Source organism: Polynucleobacter sp., from assembly GCF_018500155.2.
In the GTDB taxonomy this organism is placed as follows: Bacteria; Pseudomonadota; Gammaproteobacteria; order Burkholderiales; family Burkholderiaceae; genus Polynucleobacter.
On record NZ_JAHBAK020000039.1, the window covers coordinates 1 to 18,265 of the forward strand.

Below are 18,265 nucleotides of genomic sequence, written 5' to 3' on the forward strand. Positions count from 1 at the left end.
AGATGTGTATGAGAGACAGGGTAAGGGGAGGGCTGGCAGGGCGTGGGTTGCCAATCCGCAAGATTCGATCTGTTTCTCGATGGCCTATCCGTTTAAAAGAAGTCCCGCAGAACTCACTGGCCTTAGCCTGTTGGTCGGCTTAGCCGTCATCGAGGGCATTGCACATGCCTGCCATCTCAAACCATCAGACCTTCATCAAGCCGGCCTTCGCCTGAAATGGCCCAATGATCTTTTACTCAACCATGCCAAATTGGCAGGTATTTTGATTGAAGGTGGCCAAGCTAAAGCGGGCGACCCTACTTGGATGATTATTGGGGTGGGGATCAACTTGCGAAACACAACAGCGATTGAGGCAATGCTAGAGCAAACTGAACTCAAAGCAAGCTCCCTTGAGCAATTGTTACCACCCCAACACATCCTTCCAGATACTGAAGTGCTATGGCTTGCATTGATCGAATCTTTTACGAATCACTTCAAACAATTTGATCAACATGGCTTTTCTGCATACCAAGAGGATTGGCTCAAGTGGGATGCCTTTCTAAATGAGAGGGTCATGATCTCGGGCATCAGTCAAGAATCCATCTATGGCATCGCAAAAGGTGTTGATAAAAACGGCGCTTTACTACTTGAACAAGAGAACAAGACGGTAGCTATATACGCTGGCGATGTTTCTTTAAGATTGCAATCATGAGCATGTATTTATTATTTGATGTGGGCAATACTCGCCTGAAATGGGCTGCTGTTGAGTCATCCCAACACCCATCAGACCAACAAAAAAAATTGTGGCCGTATTCTGGTTCAATTAACACCCAATCTTTGCAATCTCCAGCACACCGTCAAGAGCTTGCAGATTACATTTCTAAAACTTTACCCAAACCTGATGTCATCGGTTTTAGTTGCGTTGCCGGAACAGAAGCTATTAATCATCTGCGTGCGCTATTTCCGCAATGGGTAGATCTTCATTGGAGACAACTTCGCGGCGATAGCGCTTATGAGGGTCTTCGTAGCCTGTATCAAGACCCAAGTAAATTAGGGGCAGATCGCTGGGCTGCAATCATTGCTGCGCGCGCGCTATCTAAGTCTACTTCCTTAATTGTCAATGCTGGCACTGCAACCACCATTGATTTGCTGGGATCTAATGGCGTGCATTATGGCGGCTGGATTCTGCCTGGCCTTGATCTCATGCAAAAGAGCTTGGAAAGCCATACCGCCGCACTCCCACTAGCCCAGAGAAATGAACTACTTCATGGGTTTGGCACCTCTACAAACGACGCCATCATTGGTGGCTGCGATGCCGCACAGGTTGGCGCTATCCAGTATGCGCTTACGCTAGCAAATGAGATGCATCTGGGGGTTGAGAGAATTTGGCTTGACGGTGGAAATGCCAAAGTATTAATGAATGCTATTGCACACTCGAACAGCTTTCAAGGCACTAAGGTGGAAATTAGTGAGGGCTTAGTCCTTCGAGGGCTTTGGGCTTGGCTTACTCAAAACCCCTAACATCATCAATCGAATTACTTATTTGCGGATTTTTCCTAGCAAGCTCGTCGTTGAACGCTCATACAAAAAGGGGATTGCAATAGCTTTGCCGCCCCAAGTTTTTACTAAGTGCGTTTCTGCCAAATCATCAATTTGATAATCGCCCCCCTTGACATAGATATCAGGACGAATTTTCTCAATCAAATTGACTGGGGTTTGTTCTGTAAAAAGAATGGTCATATCAACGCTTTCGAGCGCCGCTAACAAAGCCAAGCGATCCGCTTCTACATTAATCGGCCTGTCATCACCCTTGCCAAGCATTTTGACTGACATATCTGAATTTACGCCAACTACTAAGCTTGCGCCCAATGCTCTGGCCTGATCTAAATAGCTTGCGTGACCACGATGCAAAATATCAAATACACCGTTTGTAAACACAAGTGGCCTTGGTAACAGGGCGATTCGAGCTTTAAGTTGCTCAGCTGAGCAAACTTTAGACTCAAAAGATGGTGGAGGTAAAGAAGTCATATTGCAATATTAATAGTTTTGTTCGTCGCTCAGCGATATTACCCAGAATGTCTTAGACTTCGTGATGAATAACAAGAAAACGCGGAGATGATATGACCCCTGTACGTAGCATTCCCCTTACGCGCTGGATTTTGACCTTGATTTACCTATTTTTAGGCTCTGGGGCTGTCCATGCCGCCCCTAATTGCAGCGTACTACTCTCTCATACATTTCCTCGACTCCAGGACGAGGCGCCGCAAAATCTTTGCCAGTATCAGGGCAAAGTCATTCTCGTTGTTAATACCGCTAGTTACTGTGGCTTCACCAGTCAGTACGAAGGACTTGAAAAGATCTATGCAAAATATAAAGATCGTGGCTTTGTTGTACTCGGCTTTCCTTCTAATGATTTTGGCCAACAAGAACCAGGTAGCAATAAAGAAATTGCAGAATTTTGCAAAAATACGTATGACGTGAAATTTCCAATGTTTTCTAAAAGCGTTGTCTCAGGTAATAACCCAAACCCACTTTTTAAGATGTTAATTGCCAAAACAGGCACTACCCCAAAATGGAATTTCTATAAATATCTAATCGACCGCAATGGCAACGTGGTCGATGCATTCGGGAGTGTTACTAAGCCAACAAGTAGCAGCATCACTAACCAAATTGAAAAACTTCTAGAGGAAAAAGTCCAGTGATAAAAAAAAGAATTGCCATTATTGGCGCTGGAATCTCTGGTCTAGGCTGCGCTTATGCCTTAAGACAACAACGTGACATCGAGTTAACCTTATACGAGGGCGGAGATCACATTGGCGGACACAGCAATACCGTTGATTTCACAACAGAGGTAGATGGAAAACAAATCAGTCATGGCGTTGATACAGGCTTTTTGGTTTTCAATCGCAAGACTTATCCAAGGCTCGTTCGATTGTTTGAAGAAATTCAAGCGCCGATTGCTCCTTCTGAAATGTCATTTTCCGTATCTATTGACGCTTCAGAAAAAAATCCCATACGACCAACAATTGAGTGGGCAGGCACCGATATCAACTCATTCTTTGGTCAGCGCTCTAATTTACTATCTCCATCATTTTGGAGAATGGCATATGACATTTTGCGTTTTAATCGACTTGCAACTTCGTTAGCAAAACAGCAAATCTCAGAAGGCCATCACTACAAAGAGCCCGATGAAACGATTGCCGATTTCTTAGATCGCAATCGATTTAGCTTAAGCTTTAGAGAAAATTATTTTTTGCCTATGATTGGAGCAATTTGGTCATGCTCAGTAGATCAAATGCTGGAGTTCCCAATTCAAACCATGATTCGTTTTTGTCACAATCATGGTCTATTGCAAATTCAAAACCGCCCCCAATGGCTCACTATCAAAGGGGGCTCACGTGAGTATGTCAAACGCATTGTGGATGCTCTCGAAAAGCACCATGTTGCAATTAAACGCGAATCCGTATTACAAGTGAATGCCGGTCAAAACAGGGATGGCCAAGTTGAAGTCATCAGCCCATCAGGATCAGCTTGGTTTGATGAAGTAGTGATGGCATGTCATAGCGATCAGACACTCAATCTAGTAAACGGGATCGACCAACAGGCTAAAAATATTCTGGCTGCAATTCCTTATCAACATAACCGCGCCATATTGCATACTGATATTCGTTTTTTACCTGAAGCTAAGCGCTGTTGGGCGGCATGGAATTACACTGCAAAATCCGGTAGTGCGCCATCTTCTAAACAGCATGTCAGCGTAAATTACTTTATTAATCGCTTGCAACCGCTTCCAGATTCCTTACAAAACATTCCTATTGTTGTGAGCTTAAATCCCACATCCGAGCCAGATGCAAAATTAGTGCATCAAGAAATTCACTATGCTCACCCCATTTTTGATATGCGCGCCATTCAAGCGCAAAAAGAATTGCCTCTCATCCAAGGTACATCATCCATTTGGTACTGTGGCGCGTGGACAGGGTTTGGTTTTCATGAAGATGGCTTGCGCTCAGGAGAGTTGGTTGCCGAGGCCTTAATTGAAAGCCTACGCGCACCACTGGATAACGCTTATCAACAAGATGCTCGTTAAATGAACTTTGCAAAGATTAATTTTGGTCAAGTAAAGCATCGACGCTTAAGGCCTGCGACCAATTCATTTGGTTATGGTGTCTTTACCTTGTCTATTCCAATGAGATCAAGGAAAGACAATCCAAAAATTCTGAGCGATTACGGGGTTAAAGATAATACATTTGGTATTTGCTCCTTTTATGATAAAGATCATGGTTTAGGGGACACAGACAGCCTTGCCTGGATTGAAAATATCTTGCAAGAAAATCATATCAATCATGTCGATGGAGAAATTTGGTTAAACACATTCCCCCGAGTTCTTGGTTATGTATTTAACCCTGTTAGCTTTTGGATTTGTACACGCTCAGATGGTAATGTTCAGGCAGTGCTGGCCGAAGTCAACAATACCTTTGGCGAACGCCACTGTTACTTGCTCTATAAAGACTCCGGAGAGCCCATACTTTCTGGTGAATCTTTAAAGAGTAAGAAAGTATTTCATGTGTCCCCTTTTTGCGAAGTACGTGGAGAGTATCTTTTTCGCTTCCTATTTTCTCAAGATAGCCAATCTGGGGCGAACTCTGTAGCCCGCATTGAACTTCACGAAGATAGCACTCCTCTTATTAACACTAGCATTAGCGGGACCAGCAAGCCTCTCAATAGACATCATCTTTATAGCGCTTTAGTGCGCTACCCACTCATGAGCTTAGGCGTAATTTTTCGCATTCATTGGCAAGCATTGAAATTGTGGATAAAAGGTGTACCCTTTTATTCAAAACCAAAACCGCCAGAATTTGAGATCAGCAGATGAATCGCCCCGGACAATCATTACTATCACGCCTTAGTTTTTCTAGCTCTCAAAAAGCTAAGAAAAGCCTTTTTGAAAGAGATATCAGCACCCAGACACTACTCAAAATACTCCAAGGGCTACAGAGTGGCCGCCTAACATTAACATTGCCAAATGGTGATGTGATGGAGTTTGGCAACCGTCAAGACTCACTTAGCGCTGATATTCAAATTCATGATTGGTCAGTCTTTAAGCAAATTCTTTCCCATGGGGATATTGGGTTTGCGGAAAGCTATATTCGTGGGGAATGGAATACATCGAACCTCAAATCTATTCTTGAACTTGCCATTCAAAATCGATTGATTCTAGAAAAGGCTATTTATGGCAGTTGGTCAGGCTCTATTTTTTATCGTCTTAAGCATTGGCTACGTGACAACACTAAAACTGGTAGCCGCAAAAATATTCATGCACACTACGACCTAGGAAATGCGTTCTATAGTTTGTGGCTTGACCCCACGATGAGTTACTCCAGCGCCTGGTTTTCGGATGGCGACAAACAAACGCTTGCAGATGCACAGCGATCCAAAATCAAGCGTATTCTAAATTCACTTCACACTAAAACTGGTGCGCATATTTTGGAAATTGGCTGTGGTTGGGGTGGGGTAATGGAGGAAGCTCTGTTAAGCCAACGCTCTATTACAGGGCTTACCTTATCTACTGAACAAAAGGCCTTTGCAGATCATCGCTTACAAAAAATTAGCGCCGCCCTCCATTCGCCCGCCACTTTTGAAGTGCGACTTCAAGACTATCGCGATTGCAAAGAGCAATTTGATGGTATTGCCTCAGTAGAAATGTTTGAAGCAGTTGGAGAAAAGCACTGGCCAGAGTACTTCCAAACCGTAGCTCAATGCCTCAAAAAGGATGGCAAAGCCTGCATTCAAACCATTGTGATTGCCGAAGACTTATTCGAACGCTATCGTCACAATACCGATTTCATTCAACAGTATGTCTTTCCTGGGGGGATGTTGCCCTCCCGCACTAGCTTTAAAGCACATGCAAATAATGCTGGCTTGCAAATTGAGGATGAATTTGCTTTTGGCCAAGACTATGCCAAAACATTGTGTATTTGGCGTGACAGTTTCAATCAAAAACTTCAAGAAGTTCGGCAACTGGGATTTGATGAGGCATTTATTCGACTTTGGAATTTTTATCTCATGTATTGCGCTGCTGGATTTTCACTCAAAAATATTGATGTCGTGCAATTTACACTGAGCCATCAAGCAAAACAATCTTCATAAGGTATACGTTTCGCATGGATCAAAAGGGAATTGACAGTTTTACCAATCTGCATGTTTGGATCATTGGCGCTTCCAGCGGAATTGGCGAGGCCTGTGCCAAAGCCCTTATTCATCAAGGTGCAAAAGTTGCTTTATCAAGTCGCAGGGTAGAGCGTTTAAATGCCATCGCTGCACATGCAACAATCAATAACGTCCTAGTTGTCCCGCTTGATATCACTAATCAGGAACAATTAGAGCAAGGATATGAAACCATTCTCAACACTTGGGGATCGATTGATTTATTGTTGTTTGTCTCTGGTATATATACCCCGCAACGCGCTACCGACTTTGATTTTCAGATTGCCGAACAAACGATTGAAGCCAATCTGCTAGGTCCCATGAGAGCGGTTGCGCTGGTACTCCCTGAAATGCTAAGAAGACACTCTGGGCATATTGCCATCGTCGGTAGTGTTGCTGGCTACAGTGGGCTACCTAAGGCGCTTGCGTATGGCCCTAGTAAAGCAGCCATCATTCATTTTTGTGAGACGCTTTACTACGATCTGCTGCCAGAAGGCATCAGCGTTCATATGATTTCACCAGGCTTTGTGGCAACAGAGGCAACTGCAAAAAATGATTTTGAGATGCCAGCATTAATTAGTGCCCAAGAAGCGGCAGATGAGATTCTAAGTGGTATTCAAAAGGGTGAATTTGATATTCATTTCCCAAAAAGATTCTCAAGATTTTTAAAGTTCTTGCGAATCCTGCCGTACCCACTGTATTTTTGGATTGTGCGGCGCTTTGTGAAAATTTAATACTTCACTAGGCCTTTATTCAAAACCTAAAACTATTTGTATTTATCTTTACGGATTTTCTCTTCAAGATAATCCATGACAGCAATTGCCTTCGCCTTAGTTCCCGCAATCGAAGGTGAGGTGACATATTTGCCTTGCATCACAATCGTGGGTACCCCATCAATACGGTAGGCTTCAGCCAATTGCTTGGCCGCTCTAGCCTTGGAAACCACTGCGAAGGAGCGATAAGTGGCCAAAAAGGAATTACGATCAACGCCTTGAGATGCAACCCAATCTGCTATTTCAGGCTCAGCAAGTAAACGCTTATTTTCTTTATGCATGGCATACATTACTTTTTCATTTAATGCATCGCCTTTACCCATCGCCTCAAGCGCATAAAAAAGCTGACTGTGGGGCAACAGATCATCACGGAACGCTACCGGAATTCTCCGAAATACGACATCTTTAGGTTGACGCTTTACCCAAGCACTAAGCTCTGGCTCAAAATCATAGCAATGCGGGCAGCCATACCAAAAGAACTCAATCACTTCTACCTTGCCTTTGGTCTCTACTGGTTGTGGCACAGGCAAGATGCGATAGTCAAAACCCTCTTCTATTTTTTGACTCTGCGCACCGACAACGCCACTCAATAGAATGAAGATAGATGCAATGAATATTCTTTTGGTTAATAAAATCATCTTTATGTCCTACTTACTTGCTTTAATCAAAGTGGGTTTGATTCCCATGCTATTGAGCTTTTCTTTTGCGGGATTACTTTCCTCAACGCTACTATATGGTCCCGAACGAACGCGCCACAATGTGTTGCCATCACTAGTGACTTCACTCAGTTGCGTCTGAATTCCTTGAATTGCCAAGCTTGCTTTCTGAGCATCTGCATCTGCACGCTTAGCAAAAGCGCCTGTCTGCAAAAAATAGACTGCGTCACCCTTGGGGGTCGATGCTGCAGGAGCATTGTCTGCAGACTTTTTGCTATTTACCAAGTCGCCAATAGGGTCAGCTGATGCTGGAGCTGGGCTTTTCCCTTGCAAGGGCTTATTTAAATCTACAGGTTCAGCGGGCGCTGACTCACTATCAACTGGAGTGGATGGCTTAATTGTCATGGGCAAATTTGGCGCCCTAACACCCGGCCTTTCCTGAGGAGTATTTTTGGAAAGATAAAAGGCAATCACCAGGGCTATACCCAGCCCCGCACCTAGGCCCAGAACAAAACCCAAAATAGTTCCACCATATTGAGAGTGGTCTTTTGGAATCGTGTTTTCCTTCATGAAGCTAGATTGTTGATTCGGTTTTCTCATCATTTCCCCATCTTACCTATTCACTTCACACTTTGCTACTACATCCTTGCTGGAGCAGATACTCCCAAAACTCTCAGGCCATTTTGTAGAACTTGACGGGTTGCCGACAACAGAGCAAGGCGAGCTAACTTTAAAGACTCATCATCAACCAGTACTCGATCAGCGTTATAAAACGCATGGAAGTCTCCAGCCAAGTCTCGTAAATAAAAAGCTAAAGCGTGTGGGGCAAGTTCGGCGGCAGCATCCGCAAGCACTTGTGGATATTCAGCCAAACGCCGCAACAAGTGATCAGATGCCTTGCTTTGCAATAACGATAGATCTGCGCTGGCAAGATCGGATGTTTTTCCATTCCATTGCTGCAAAATCGAGTTAATCCTTGCATGTGCATATTGCACATAGAAAACAGGGTTCTCATCATTCTGTTGCAGGGCTAAATCAATATCAAATACAAACTCAGTATCTGCTTTACGAGAGATTAGGAAAAAACGTACTGCGTCACGACCACGTTGTAATGCTAACTCTCTTTCTTCTGGAGTCATTTCTGAATGAACGCCTCCGGACCACTCAACAAGATCTCGTACGGTGACATAGGAACCAGCGCGCTTAGAAATTTTTACTTCTTCACCATGTCGCATTACTGTAACCATTTTGTGCAATACATAGTCAGGATAGGTTTTTGGTATTTCCCAGCCTCGTTTTTGAGCTACGCCTTGCAACCCTGAGCGAACACGAGCAATCGTTCCATGATGATCGCTACCTTGAACGTTAATCACTTTACTAAAACCGCGCTTCCATTTGCTTGCGTGATAAGCCACATCAGGAACAAAATACGTATAGGTACCATCAGACTTACGCATGACGCGATCTTTATCATCGCCATCATCTGTTGTTCTAAGCCATAGCGCACCTTCGGATTCATATGTTTTGCCAATAGTTTGCAAATCTTGAACAATTTGATTCACACTTCCGTCCGTATATAAAGAGGACTCAAGGTAATAGCAATCAAACTGAACGCCAAAGGTTTTTAAATCAATATCCTGTTCATTACGCAGGTATGCCACAGCAAATTTACGAATAGCTTCTAAGTCATCATTAAATTCTGGCGAAGCCTTAAATGCCGTTGCGATCTCAGCAATATATTCACCGTTATAAGCTTGCTCAGGCCACTCAGGATCACCTGGCTTCAAACCATTTAAACGGGCTTGCACTGACAAAGCAAGATTAGCAATTTGTACGCCAGCATCGTTGTAATAAAACTCACGGTGTACTTTTATGCCTTGTGTAGCAAGTAAATTTGCCAATGCATCACCTAAAGCTGCTTGTCTACCATGACCCACATGCAATGGACCCGTTGGATTGGCAGAAACAAACTCAATCATGGCGCTTGATGATGGGCCATTTCCTATATTGGATTGGCCAAAATGGTTGCCTGCTAAAAATATCTCACCAACTACTGCAGTTTTTGCTTGATTGCTCAAACGAAAATTAATAAAGCCCGGTCCAGCGATTTCGCAAGAAGCAATTAACTGATGAAAGCCCGGTTGAGTTTGGAGGCGGTCTACCAATTTCTGCGCCAGCTCCCGAGGATTTTGCTTCCATGCCTTAGAAAGTTGGAGGGCGATATTACAAGCAATATCACCATGCTCTACTGCTTTAGGGCGCTCAAGGCGGGGTGTCGGCGCATCCGAAAAGCCGTGTTCCTTGGCAAGGCCCTGCAGAGCCTCGCTCAGCATCTCAATGAGACGATTTTTATTAGTCAGCAACATAGATAAGTGAGTTTATCAGGTGGTAAGCTACGGAAATGATCTATCAATTTCGCTCCAAAGCTGGTCCAGATGTCATTATGTTGGCAGACTTAACCCAACGCATATTTGATATTTTGGGGCGCCCACTAGAGCCTAGAGGGATTCTTACCGAAGAACAGCTCCCTGCGCTGATTACAGCTCTGGAGACAGCAATACTGAAAGATCTTGAAGAGCGGGCCAAGGTCAAGAATGAAATGGATGAGGGGAAAGAAAAACCTAAGTTAGCAGATCGTCTTGGTCAGAGGGCCTATCCGTTCTTAGAACTCATGAAACAAGCGAATGCAAAAAAAGAGCCGGTAATGTGGGGTGTTTAATCCACCAAACTGGAAAGCTGTCGGCGAACTTCTTCAATTGACTGCCCACGACGTTTCGCTAGATCCTCAATTTGATCGGCGCTAATTTTCCCAACATTGAAATATTGCGCATCAGGGTGAGCCATATAAAAACCACTCACGCTAGAGGCTGGATTCATGGCAAGAGACTCGGTTAACGTCATACCAATATCTTGTGCGCCGATGACACGCAATAAGTCTTGCTTTACCTCGTGTGCTGGGCATGCTGGATATCCTGGAGCAGGGCGAATACCACGATACTCTTCATTAATCATTTGATCATTTGTCAAAATTTCGTCTGTCGCATAGCCCCATAAATCTGTGCGCACTCGATGGTGCATCAATTCAGCAAATGCTTCAGCCAATCGATCTGCAAGCGCTTTCAACATAATGGCGCTGTAATCATCATGCTTTGCCTGGAACTGCGCCACTTTCTTTTCCACACCATGGCCAGTGGTAACGGCAAAGCACCCCAAATAGTCTGCTACACCAGAATCTTTGGGCGCCACATAATCCGCTAGACAGCGATTTGGTCTGCGTACCCCATCAATAATGGGTCGCTCTGCTTGCTGGCGCAAGTTATGCCACACAAAGAGAGGATGTTGACGAGCTTCATCGCTATACAAAACAATGTCGTCCCCCACGGTGTTGGCGGGATAAAAAGCAACTACTGCGTCTGCCTGCAGCCATTGGCCTTTGATTAATTTATCCAGCATGACTTGGGCATCAGCATATACCTTACGTGCCTCTTCACCCACGACCTCATCATCCAAAATTGCGGGAAACTTTCCTGCCAAATCCCACGTTTGAAAAAATGGCGTCCAGTCGATGTACTTAGCAATGTCGCCTAGAGAAAAGTTTTTAAATACACGACGACCAATAAACTTGGGCTTCTCTGGCACATAGGAACCCCAATCAATCATCTCGCGATTTTGACGTGCCGCATCCAAAGAAATCGTTGGGACTGACTTTTTATTGGCGTGCTGTTCACGAATACGCTCATAGTCATCGCGCAAGTCTTGAATAAATTTCTTTGCACTCTCATCAGATAGCAAACTAGAGGCAACAGAAACTGAACGAGAGGCATCTGGCACATAAACTACCGGACCATCGTAATGGGGAGCAATTTTGACTGCGGTATGCACTCGTGAGGTAGTAGCCCCACCAATCATCAGTGGAATTTGGCGCTCACGGAAATAATCATCGCGTTGCATTTCTTGCGCAACATAGGTCATCTCTTCCAGTGATGGCGTAATCAGACCAGACAATCCAACAATATCTGCATTCTCTTCTTTGGCCCGCTTCAGAATTTCTGCGCAAGGCACCATCACGCCCATATTAGCCACTTCAAAGTTATTACACTGCAAGACAACCGTCACAATGTTTTTGCCAATATCGTGCACGTCACCCTTGACAGTGGCCATGACAATCTTGCCCTTCGCTTTTGCCTCGCCACCTGCAGCAATATGCTGGCGCTTTTCTTCTTCAATGTAGGGAATCAGTATGGCAACTGCTTGCTTCATCACCCGAGCACTCTTGACCACTTGAGGTAAGAACATTTTGCCAGCGCCAAATAGATCGCCAACTACATTCATGCCATCCATCAAAGGACCTTCAATGACTTCGATAGGCCTACCACCGGCGCCCATAATGTCTGCGCGCAACTCTTCGGTGTCTTGCTCAATAAATGTAGTGATTCCATGAACTAAGGCATGCGTCAATCGCTCGCGGACAGGCGCCTCACGCCACGCTAAGTTTTCTGCTTGTTTGGTACCGTCACCCTTGAATTGATCGGCTATCGCCAACAATCTTTCAGTTGGCGTTTGACCATCTTTTTCTTTAAAGCGGTTAAGAACTACGTCTTCAACCCGCTCACGCAGCTCGGGATCCAAGTCCGCATACACACCTAGCTGACCCGCATTGACAATGCCCATGTCCATACCGGCTTGTATTGCGTGATACAAAAATACAGTATGAATTGCTTCACGTACGCGATCATTTCCGCGAAACGAGAAACTCACATTAGATACACCGCCGCTCACTTTAGCGCCTGGCAAATTTTCTTTAATCCAACGGGTGGCATTAATAAAATCTACCGCATAGTTATCGTGCTCTTCAATGCCCGTTGCGATCGCAAAGATATTGGGGTCAAAAATAATGTCTTCTGCCGGAAATCCAATCTCATTGACTAAGATGTCATAGCTACGCTGACAGATTTGCGTTTTACGCTGAAAAGTATCAGCTTGCCCAACCTCATCAAAGGCCATCACAACTGAAGCGGCTCCATAGCGACGAATTAATCGCGCTTGTTTGCGAAAAGGCTCTTCACCCTCTTTTAAAGAGATCGAGTTGACAATAGGTTTACCTTGGATACATTTCAATCCTGACTCAATGACGCTCCATTTTGAAGAGTCGATCATGATGGGTACACGGGCAATATCTGGCTCAGAAGCAATCAGATTCAAAAAGCGTGTCATTGCCGCTTCTGAATCCAACATGGCTTCATCCATATTGATGTCAATCACCTGGGCGCCATTTTCCACTTGCTGACGCGCTACAGCCAGCGCCTCATCAAATTGATTATTCAAAATCATGCGTGCAAACGCTTTTGATCCAGTGACGTTCGTGCGTTCACCAATGTTGACAAAGCCTACATCCGTGGTCACATTAAATGGCTCAAGACCAGAAAGCTTCATGGCCGGAATTGCTGTTTTATCCCGATTACTCATGCCGATTCCTCAGCCTTTTCGCGATAAAAGGCACGCGGCTTACGTTTAGCAACCGCGTTAGCAATTGCACGAATATGATCTGGAGTGGTTCCACAACAACCGCCAACCAAATTGACTAAACCATCTTTAGCAAAACCATCCACTAGACTTGAAGTGATATCTGGCGTTTCATCAAAGCCAGTATCACTCATAGGATTTGGCAAACCTGCATTGGGATAGCAAGACACCGCTGTGTCACATATACGAGAGAGTTCTGCAATATATGGGCGCATTAGTGCGGCACCAAGAGCGCAATTCAAACCAAAAGTGAGAGGTTTTATATGGCGCAAGCTGTTCCAAAATGCCTCTACTGTTTGACCTGAAAGAATACGTCCAGAGGCATCAGTCACTGTTCCAGAAATCATTACTGGCAAACGCTCGCCTGTCTCCTCAAAAAATTCATCGAGCGCAAACAAGGCTGCCTTTGCGTTGAGCGTGTCGAAAATCGTTTCCACTAAAAATAAGTCAACACCACCCGCAAACAAACCTTCGATTTGTTCGCGATAAGAGGCTCTTAAAGCATCAAATGTCACATTGCGTGCGCCTGGATCATTGACATCCGGCGAGATGCTTGCAGTCTTTGGTGTAGGCCCAATAGCCCCTGCAGAAAAACGTGGCTTCTCTGGGGTGCTAAATTTTTCACAAGCGGCACGCGCCAATTTTGCAGAAACCTCGTTCATTTCGCGCGCCAAACCAGCCATTTTGTAGTCTTCTTGCGCTACTGAAGTTGCACCAAACGTGTTGGTCTCAATAATGTCGGCGCCAGCCTCTAAGTATTGCTCATGAATCTTGCTGATGATTTGGGGTTGCGTCAGCACCAAGAGTTCATTGTTGCCCTTAAGGTCGCCAGAGTGATCTACAAAGCGTGTGTTTCCTGGCAAACCACGGTAGTCAGCTTCGCTCAGCTTGTACTGCTGGATCATTGTGCCCATAGCCCCATCCAAAATGAGGATGCGCTGCTTCAACAGCTCAGGAAGTGCCTGACCGCGCGTATAGGGCTGGGACAAACCATTAAATTGCATTACTTAGCCAGGATTAATCTCTAGAATCCCTTATTCTATTGGAAAAGCCACTTTCTTTTATCCCGGAGCCTCTATGTTTGGAACTATTCCAGAATTTAATCAAAGCCTTGATATGTTTAAAACGATGTGGGGACAAGGAGCCGCCGCTCAAGCCGGTCAATTTCCGTTTACCACTGACGCATCGAAAGCCGCTGGTGGATTTGGAGCTGCCTTTCCAGGCATGGATTTGGAAGAGCTAGAAAAACGCATAAAAGACCTCAAAAGCGTTGAGAACTGGCTTAACCTCAATCTCAATATTCTGAAGTCCACCATTCAAGGTCTTGAGGTACAGCACGCCACTATGATGGCTCTCAAATCGTTTGGAGATGCGGTATCGGCAGCTGGTGCTGCTGCGACTAGCCCAACTGCTGCGCCTAAAGATGATGACAGCAGTCAAACCACTAGGGTGAAAGCTAAACCACGGAAAACCGCAAAACGCCGTCCTCGCAAAGTTGGCGATCCAACTTTCCTCGACGAAGTAGGTAATTCAGATGAGCAATAGCCTCACCCATAGCAAAAGTGAGTTGGTGAATATCTAACTCGCGCTTAAACAAAACCGGCACAATCTCACGAGCAGTTGCCGGTTTTTTACATGCTCCAAGCGTCTCAGCTAAACGGTCGTCATGATGATGGCGCAGCTGTGCAATTCTTTGCTTCATGCCAGTAAAGGGCTTGCCATGTGAAGGCAATACCAAGGTGTCGTTTGGCAATACTAAATATTTCTCTAAAGATTGCAGATACAAACCAAGAGGATCAGCGTCAGGATCGGCGTCAAATACACTGACATTGGTAGAGATGCGGGGCAGTAACATATCACCAGAAATCAAAACTCCAAGCTCTTTGCAAAAAAGTGATGCATGTTCAGGTGCATGTCCGTATCCCATAATGACTTGCCAAACATTTCCACCAATCAATATCAGCTCACCATCAACAATCCGACGATATTGACGTGGCACTCCAGGGACCATATTGCTGTAGTAGTTAAAACGCGCCCGAATCTTCTCCAAATCCTCTGGAGAAGTTAAACCATGCTTCTGAAAATGGTCTGCTGAACCACCGCTCCCCGCACGCGCACCAATCGCTGCGCCCCCTTCTTTGCAACTTAACCACTGTGCTGTTAAATAATCTGTCATGGATATCCACAGAGGAGCATTCCATTTTTCACAGAGCCACTGAGATAAACCCACATGATCTGGATGCATGTGCGTGACAATGACCCGTAGGACTGGCAAGCCCTCTAGCTGGGTTGCAAAAATCTGCTCCCACAAAGCTTTCGTTTCATCATTTGCAATGCCACAATCGACGATAGTCCAACCGTCCACGCCGTTCAATTGGTCGCGCAAAAGCCATAAATTAATGTGATCTAAAGCAAACGGTAGGCGCATTTTGATCCAACGCACCCCTGGAGCTACTTCGACACTTTCCCCCAGTTGAGGAACTTTGTCGCCCAAAGGGTAATAAATCTCACTTAACCGCGGATTGGATTGCTCAATAGCCATAGTTTTATTTATTCACGTCCACTATTAAACGACCGCGCACATTTCCCGCCATTAAGTCATTTGCGTACTTTAAAGATTCTTCCAAGGTAATCTCATGAGAAATCTCATCAAGCGTTTTCAGGTCTACCAATTGGCTTAACTGTTCATAGGCAGCAATACGTTTTTCTCGAGCAACGGTCACACTATTGATGCCATATAAAGTGATGCCACGCAAAATAAAAGGTGCTACCGTCGCTGGAAAGTCCATGCCCTGCGCAAGACCGCATGCTGCAACAGCCCCATTGCTTTTCGTTTGTGCACAAGCGTTTGCCAGCGTATGACTACCAACGCTATCGACCACAGCCGCCCAACGCTCTTTTGCTAGAGGCTTACCTGGCTCAGACATTGATCCGCGATCAATAATTTCTGAGGCACCTAATTTTTTCAAATACTCTGCTTCGGCTGCACGTCCTGTGCTTGCCACTACAGTAAAGCCCAATTTACTCAACAACGTAATTGCAAAACTACCAACACCACCAGCAGCGCCCGTCACCAACACTTCGCCATCACTTGGTTTGGTCCCATGCTTTTGTAAGGCCATTACACACAACATCGCGGTATAGCCTGCCGTTCCAATAGCCAGGGCTTGTTTTGGCGTAAAACCCTTTGGCAAAGGTATCAGCCATTCAGCCTTGACGCGGGCTTGCTGAGACAATCCACCCCAATGGCCTTCTCCAACCCCCCAACCATTTAATAAGACTTGGTCGCCAACTTTAAAGTCGGGATGAGCGCTTTCTAATACCTCACCAGCAAAATCAATCCCTGGGACCATTGGAAAACTTCGCACAATAGGGCCTTTACCAGTGATGGCAAGACCATCTTTGTAATTGAGGGTTGAATAGGCCACCTTTACCCGCACGTCGCCCTCAGGAAGGTTTGCCTCATCAACAGAGCTCAATTCCGCCCTATAGCCTCGATCATCCTTATTGATCACTATTGCTTTAAACATCTGTCTTCCTTTGTCTTATTTTGAATATTGGTCTTTTCCCACAGCATTTGGCTAATAGGTTTATCCTAACGAGCATTGTTGATTATGGAGGTATCCATGAAAAAAATTCTACTATTAACCACACTTTCTAGCTTTTTACTCGCCGGCTGCTATTCAAGCAAAATTAATATGTCCATGGGCAACATGCGTTTAATCACCTCTAGCGCCAATCCTCAAGATGTTATGGATTTTGCTACCAATACCTGCAGAAATGATTTTTATGAAGGCGCTAGCTTTCTTTCTAAGGCTGGCACTGAATATCGCTTTAAGTGCGTTAAACCCCAGGAAAACGAAACTTTAATTCCCATTCCTGGAACAACCATTGAACAAAATACTAAAGCTGCCGCAAAGTAACAACTTAATGGCACCGTTTACCTCACAGGAACTTCGCAAAGGATTTGCTTCATTTGCGACCGGGGTCACCGTTATTACTTGCGTTGATGAGGATCTGAATCCGCACGGCATCACGATCAGCTCTTTTAATACCGTTTCTTTAGAGCCTCCGCTGATTCTTTGGAGCCTAAAAAAACATTCACGTTTAATGCCTTGGGTTGAGGTTGGCAAAAAGCATCTAATCCATGTGCTAGAGCGGACCCAAGAAGACTTAGCGATGCATTTTGCTACCGTCAAAATAAATCAGTTTGAGCGCATTGATCACAGCTTGAGCCCTAGCGGCCTTACAGAAATTCATCACTGTGTTGCATATTACGAATGTGAAACCATTTCCGTTCATGTGGGTGGCGATCACAATATCATTGTTGCAAAAGTTATTAGCCTAAAAAATCATCCGGAGAAAGAGCCTCTCATCTTTGCTCGCAGCAAATTTGTCGGTCTCGATTTTTCTGAAATCAAATCCACTTGAGCATTTACAAGGAAATTGTATGCTGCGCTTATGGGGTCGTAAAAGTTCCATCAATGTATTAAAGGTGCTATGGTGCCTCGCAGAACTGGGCCTTAAAGAGGGCAAGAATTTTGAGCGGATTGATGCTGGGCTGCAATTTGGCATCGTTCGATCACCAGAATTTTTAAAACTCAATCCCAATGGATTAGTACCCACCCTTGAAATAGGCGACCTAGTGTTATGGGAGTCCAATACCATTTTGCGCTACTTGGCTGCTGAGCATGACATGCAACACCGCTTTCCGCATGACGTTAAATCACAGTATGGTTCAGAAAAATGGATGGATTGGCAGGTTGGTACTATGTGGCCAACTTTACGGCCTGCATTCATCGGATTGACTAGAGTGCCCGAAGCTGACCGTGATTACGTAAGCATCCTGAAATCCTATCAAGATACCAATCAGCTATTTGCACTGCTAGATCAAACCCTTCAATCTCAGGCTTATTGCTCGGGGGATGAATTTCATCTCGGGGATATTGTTTTAGCGCTGTGCGTGCATCGCTGGATTTTGATGAATGAAGCATTTCCCCAACAAACTGGGATAAAGCCACAATTTAATAATATTGATCGCTGGCTAGCGCAACTCAAAGAAACTACTTACTTTATGGATTTCGCAGAAAAAGAACTCAATATTATTGCTAAGTAATCTTGAGTTCTTTG

20 protein-coding genes are annotated in these 18,265 nt (G+C 44.8%); 12 read left to right on the forward strand and 8 right to left on the reverse strand.

Annotated elements, in window-relative coordinates:
• Together KIH43_RS05040 and KIH43_RS05045 are read left to right on the forward strand one after the other, a co-directional pair.
• A partial coding sequence (locus KIH43_RS05040; protein WP_297718394.1) for a biotin--[acetyl-CoA-carboxylase] ligase occupies window positions 1-691 on the forward strand: 691 nt, incomplete at its 5' end.
• A complete protein-coding gene (locus tag KIH43_RS05045) occupies window positions 688-1,500 on the forward strand; it encodes a type III pantothenate kinase (protein ID WP_297718396.1) in 813 nt (270 codons plus the stop codon). The genes KIH43_RS05040 and KIH43_RS05045, both read left to right, overlap by 4 nt.
• 18 nt (window positions 1,501-1,518) lie before the next feature.
• On the opposite strand, the gene rfaE2 is transcribed toward KIH43_RS05045, so the two are convergent.
• Window positions 1,519-2,007 (reverse strand): D-glycero-beta-D-manno-heptose 1-phosphate adenylyltransferase, encoded by a 489-nt coding sequence (gene rfaE2, locus KIH43_RS05050; RefSeq protein WP_296967859.1) that lies wholly within the window; start codon window positions 2,005-2,007, stop codon window positions 1,519-1,521.
• Between the two features lie 92 nt (window positions 2,008-2,099).
• Between rfaE2 and KIH43_RS05055 the strand changes: the two genes are divergently transcribed.
• The 5 genes from KIH43_RS05055 to KIH43_RS05075 are packed head-to-tail and all read left to right on the forward strand — an operon-like array spanning window position 2,100 to window position 6,917.
• The gene (locus KIH43_RS05055; protein ID WP_297718399.1) at window positions 2,100-2,681 is read left to right on the forward strand and encodes a glutathione peroxidase; all 582 of its coding nucleotides are present in this window, start codon (window positions 2,100-2,102) and stop codon (window positions 2,679-2,681) included.
• Window positions 2,678-4,066 carry an FAD-dependent oxidoreductase gene (locus KIH43_RS05060; RefSeq protein ID WP_296967862.1) on the forward strand — a complete coding sequence of 463 codons (1,389 nt, stop codon included), beginning with the start codon at window positions 2,678-2,680 and terminating at the stop codon, window positions 4,064-4,066. Before KIH43_RS05055 ends, KIH43_RS05060 begins: the two co-directional genes overlap by 4 nt.
• Window positions 4,067-4,852, forward strand: a complete 786-nt coding sequence (locus KIH43_RS05065; RefSeq protein ID WP_297718401.1) for a DUF1365 domain-containing protein — start codon at window positions 4,067-4,069, stop codon at window positions 4,850-4,852. It begins immediately after the preceding gene.
• Window positions 4,849-6,126: a cyclopropane-fatty-acyl-phospholipid synthase family protein gene (locus KIH43_RS05070; RefSeq protein WP_297718404.1), complete on the forward strand. Its 1,278-nt coding sequence runs from the start codon at window positions 4,849-4,851 to the stop codon at window positions 6,124-6,126. The genes KIH43_RS05065 and KIH43_RS05070 overlap by 4 nt, the downstream gene beginning before the upstream one ends.
• Before the next feature lie 14 nt (window positions 6,127-6,140).
• Window positions 6,141-6,917: an SDR family NAD(P)-dependent oxidoreductase gene (locus tag KIH43_RS05075; RefSeq protein WP_297718407.1), complete on the forward strand. Its 777-nt coding sequence runs from the start codon at window positions 6,141-6,143 to the stop codon at window positions 6,915-6,917.
• A gap of 32 nt (window positions 6,918-6,949) precedes the next feature.
• On the opposite strand, the gene KIH43_RS05080 is transcribed toward KIH43_RS05075, so the two are convergent.
• From KIH43_RS05080 to argS, 3 genes are read right to left on the reverse strand one after another with little or no spacing between them, the layout of a single operon-like run.
• Window positions 6,950-7,594 (reverse strand): thiol:disulfide interchange protein DsbA/DsbL, encoded by a 645-nt coding sequence (locus KIH43_RS05080; protein ID WP_296967869.1) that lies wholly within the window; start codon window positions 7,592-7,594, stop codon window positions 6,950-6,952.
• Window positions 7,595-7,603: 9 nt separating this feature from the next.
• Window positions 7,604-8,215, reverse strand: a complete 612-nt coding sequence (locus tag KIH43_RS05085) for an SPOR domain-containing protein (RefSeq protein WP_296967871.1) — start codon at window positions 8,213-8,215, stop codon at window positions 7,604-7,606.
• A gap of 35 nt (window positions 8,216-8,250) precedes the next feature.
• Complete coding sequence (gene argS, locus KIH43_RS05090) at window positions 8,251-9,978, reverse strand: arginine--tRNA ligase (protein ID WP_297718411.1); 1,728 nt, start codon at window positions 9,976-9,978, stop codon at window positions 8,251-8,253.
• A 35-nt stretch (window positions 9,979-10,013) separates the two neighbouring features.
• Here argS and KIH43_RS05095 point away from each other — a divergent pair, with 35 nt between their 5' ends.
• Window positions 10,014-10,331, forward strand: a complete 318-nt coding sequence (locus KIH43_RS05095; RefSeq protein ID WP_297718414.1) for a DUF1840 domain-containing protein — start codon at window positions 10,014-10,016, stop codon at window positions 10,329-10,331.
• Here the strand turns inward: KIH43_RS05095 and metH are convergent.
• Together metH and KIH43_RS05105 are read right to left on the reverse strand one after the other, a co-directional pair.
• Window positions 10,328-13,078, reverse strand: coding sequence for a methionine synthase (gene metH / locus KIH43_RS05100; protein ID WP_297718417.1), 2,751 nt, complete (start codon window positions 13,076-13,078; stop codon window positions 10,328-10,330). The two genes, KIH43_RS05095 and metH, sit on opposite strands and share 4 nt — an antisense overlap.
• Complete coding sequence (locus tag KIH43_RS05105; RefSeq protein ID WP_297718420.1) at window positions 13,075-14,139, reverse strand: homocysteine S-methyltransferase family protein; 1,065 nt, start codon at window positions 14,137-14,139, stop codon at window positions 13,075-13,077. The genes metH and KIH43_RS05105 overlap by 4 nt, the downstream gene beginning before the upstream one ends.
• Window positions 14,140-14,212: 73 nt before the next feature.
• On the opposite strand from KIH43_RS05105, the gene KIH43_RS05110 reads away from it, so the two are divergent.
• On the forward strand, window positions 14,213-14,680 hold the full coding sequence (locus KIH43_RS05110; protein WP_297718523.1) for a PhaM family polyhydroxyalkanoate granule multifunctional regulatory protein: 468 nt from the start codon (window positions 14,213-14,215) through the stop codon (window positions 14,678-14,680).
• On the opposite strand, the gene KIH43_RS05115 is transcribed toward KIH43_RS05110, so the two are convergent.
• Both KIH43_RS05115 and KIH43_RS05120 read right to left on the reverse strand, forming a co-directional pair.
• Window positions 14,592-15,677, reverse strand: a complete 1,086-nt coding sequence (locus tag KIH43_RS05115; RefSeq protein ID WP_297718423.1) for an MBL fold metallo-hydrolase — start codon at window positions 15,675-15,677, stop codon at window positions 14,592-14,594. The two genes, KIH43_RS05110 and KIH43_RS05115, sit on opposite strands and share 89 nt — an antisense overlap.
• Window positions 15,678-15,681: 4 nt before the next feature.
• Window positions 15,682-16,665 carry an MDR family oxidoreductase gene (locus KIH43_RS05120; RefSeq protein WP_296967880.1) on the reverse strand — a complete coding sequence of 328 codons (984 nt, stop codon included), beginning with the start codon at window positions 16,663-16,665 and terminating at the stop codon, window positions 15,682-15,684.
• Window positions 16,666-16,761: 96 nt separating this feature from the next.
• On the opposite strand from KIH43_RS05120, the gene KIH43_RS05125 reads away from it, so the two are divergent.
• Genes KIH43_RS05125 through KIH43_RS05135 form a run of 3 tightly spaced genes read left to right on the forward strand, consistent with a single transcriptional unit; the run spans window position 16,762 to window position 18,251 of the window.
• Window positions 16,762-17,058 carry a hypothetical protein gene (locus KIH43_RS05125; protein ID WP_296967882.1) on the forward strand — a complete coding sequence of 99 codons (297 nt, stop codon included), beginning with the start codon at window positions 16,762-16,764 and terminating at the stop codon, window positions 17,056-17,058.
• Window positions 17,059-17,065: 7 nt separating this feature from the next.
• Window positions 17,066-17,566 (forward strand): flavin reductase family protein, encoded by a 501-nt coding sequence (locus KIH43_RS05130; protein ID WP_297718426.1) that lies wholly within the window; start codon window positions 17,066-17,068, stop codon window positions 17,564-17,566.
• A 19-nt stretch (window positions 17,567-17,585) separates the two neighbouring features.
• Window positions 17,586-18,251 carry a glutathione S-transferase N-terminal domain-containing protein gene (locus KIH43_RS05135; RefSeq protein WP_297718429.1) on the forward strand — a complete coding sequence of 222 codons (666 nt, stop codon included), beginning with the start codon at window positions 17,586-17,588 and terminating at the stop codon, window positions 18,249-18,251.
• Window positions 18,252-18,265: the final 14 nt, after the last annotated feature.

Coding starts and splice junctions, on each gene's coding strand:
- KIH43_RS05115 (WP_297718423.1), bottom strand. CDS start 15,677: ATGGCTATTGAGCAATCCAATCCGCGGTTAAGTGAGATTTATTACCCT.
- metH (WP_297718417.1), bottom strand. CDS start 13,078: ATGAGTAATCGGGATAAAACAGCAATTCCGGCCATGAAGCTTTCTGGT.
- KIH43_RS05120 (WP_296967880.1), bottom strand. CDS start 16,665: ATGTTTAAAGCAATAGTGATCAATAAGGATGATCGAGGCTATAGGGCG.
- argS (WP_297718411.1), bottom strand. CDS start 9,978: ATGTTGCTGACTAATAAAAATCGTCTCATTGAGATGCTGAGCGAGGCT.
- KIH43_RS05045 (WP_297718396.1), top strand. CDS start 688: ATGAGCATGTATTTATTATTTGATGTGGGCAATACTCGCCTGAAATGG.
- KIH43_RS05095 (WP_297718414.1), top strand. CDS start 10,014: ATGATCTATCAATTTCGCTCCAAAGCTGGTCCAGATGTCATTATGTTG.
- rfaE2 (WP_296967859.1), bottom strand. CDS start 2,007: ATGACTTCTTTACCTCCACCATCTTTTGAGTCTAAAGTTTGCTCAGCT.
- KIH43_RS05105 (WP_297718420.1), bottom strand. CDS start 14,139: ATGCAATTTAATGGTTTGTCCCAGCCCTATACGCGCGGTCAGGCACTT.
- KIH43_RS05125 (WP_296967882.1), top strand. CDS start 16,762: ATGAAAAAAATTCTACTATTAACCACACTTTCTAGCTTTTTACTCGCC.
- KIH43_RS05070 (WP_297718404.1), top strand. CDS start 4,849: ATGAATCGCCCCGGACAATCATTACTATCACGCCTTAGTTTTTCTAGC.
- KIH43_RS05065 (WP_297718401.1), top strand. CDS start 4,067: ATGAACTTTGCAAAGATTAATTTTGGTCAAGTAAAGCATCGACGCTTA.
- KIH43_RS05080 (WP_296967869.1), bottom strand. CDS start 7,594: ATGATTTTATTAACCAAAAGAATATTCATTGCATCTATCTTCATTCTA.
- KIH43_RS05135 (WP_297718429.1), top strand. CDS start 17,586: ATGCTGCGCTTATGGGGTCGTAAAAGTTCCATCAATGTATTAAAGGTG.
- KIH43_RS05055 (WP_297718399.1), top strand. CDS start 2,100: ATGACCCCTGTACGTAGCATTCCCCTTACGCGCTGGATTTTGACCTTG.
- KIH43_RS05075 (WP_297718407.1), top strand. CDS start 6,141: ATGGATCAAAAGGGAATTGACAGTTTTACCAATCTGCATGTTTGGATC.
- KIH43_RS05110 (WP_297718523.1), top strand. CDS start 14,213: ATGTTTGGAACTATTCCAGAATTTAATCAAAGCCTTGATATGTTTAAA.
- KIH43_RS05130 (WP_297718426.1), top strand. CDS start 17,066: ATGGCACCGTTTACCTCACAGGAACTTCGCAAAGGATTTGCTTCATTT.
- KIH43_RS05085 (WP_296967871.1), bottom strand. CDS start 8,215: ATGATGAGAAAACCGAATCAACAATCTAGCTTCATGAAGGAAAACACG.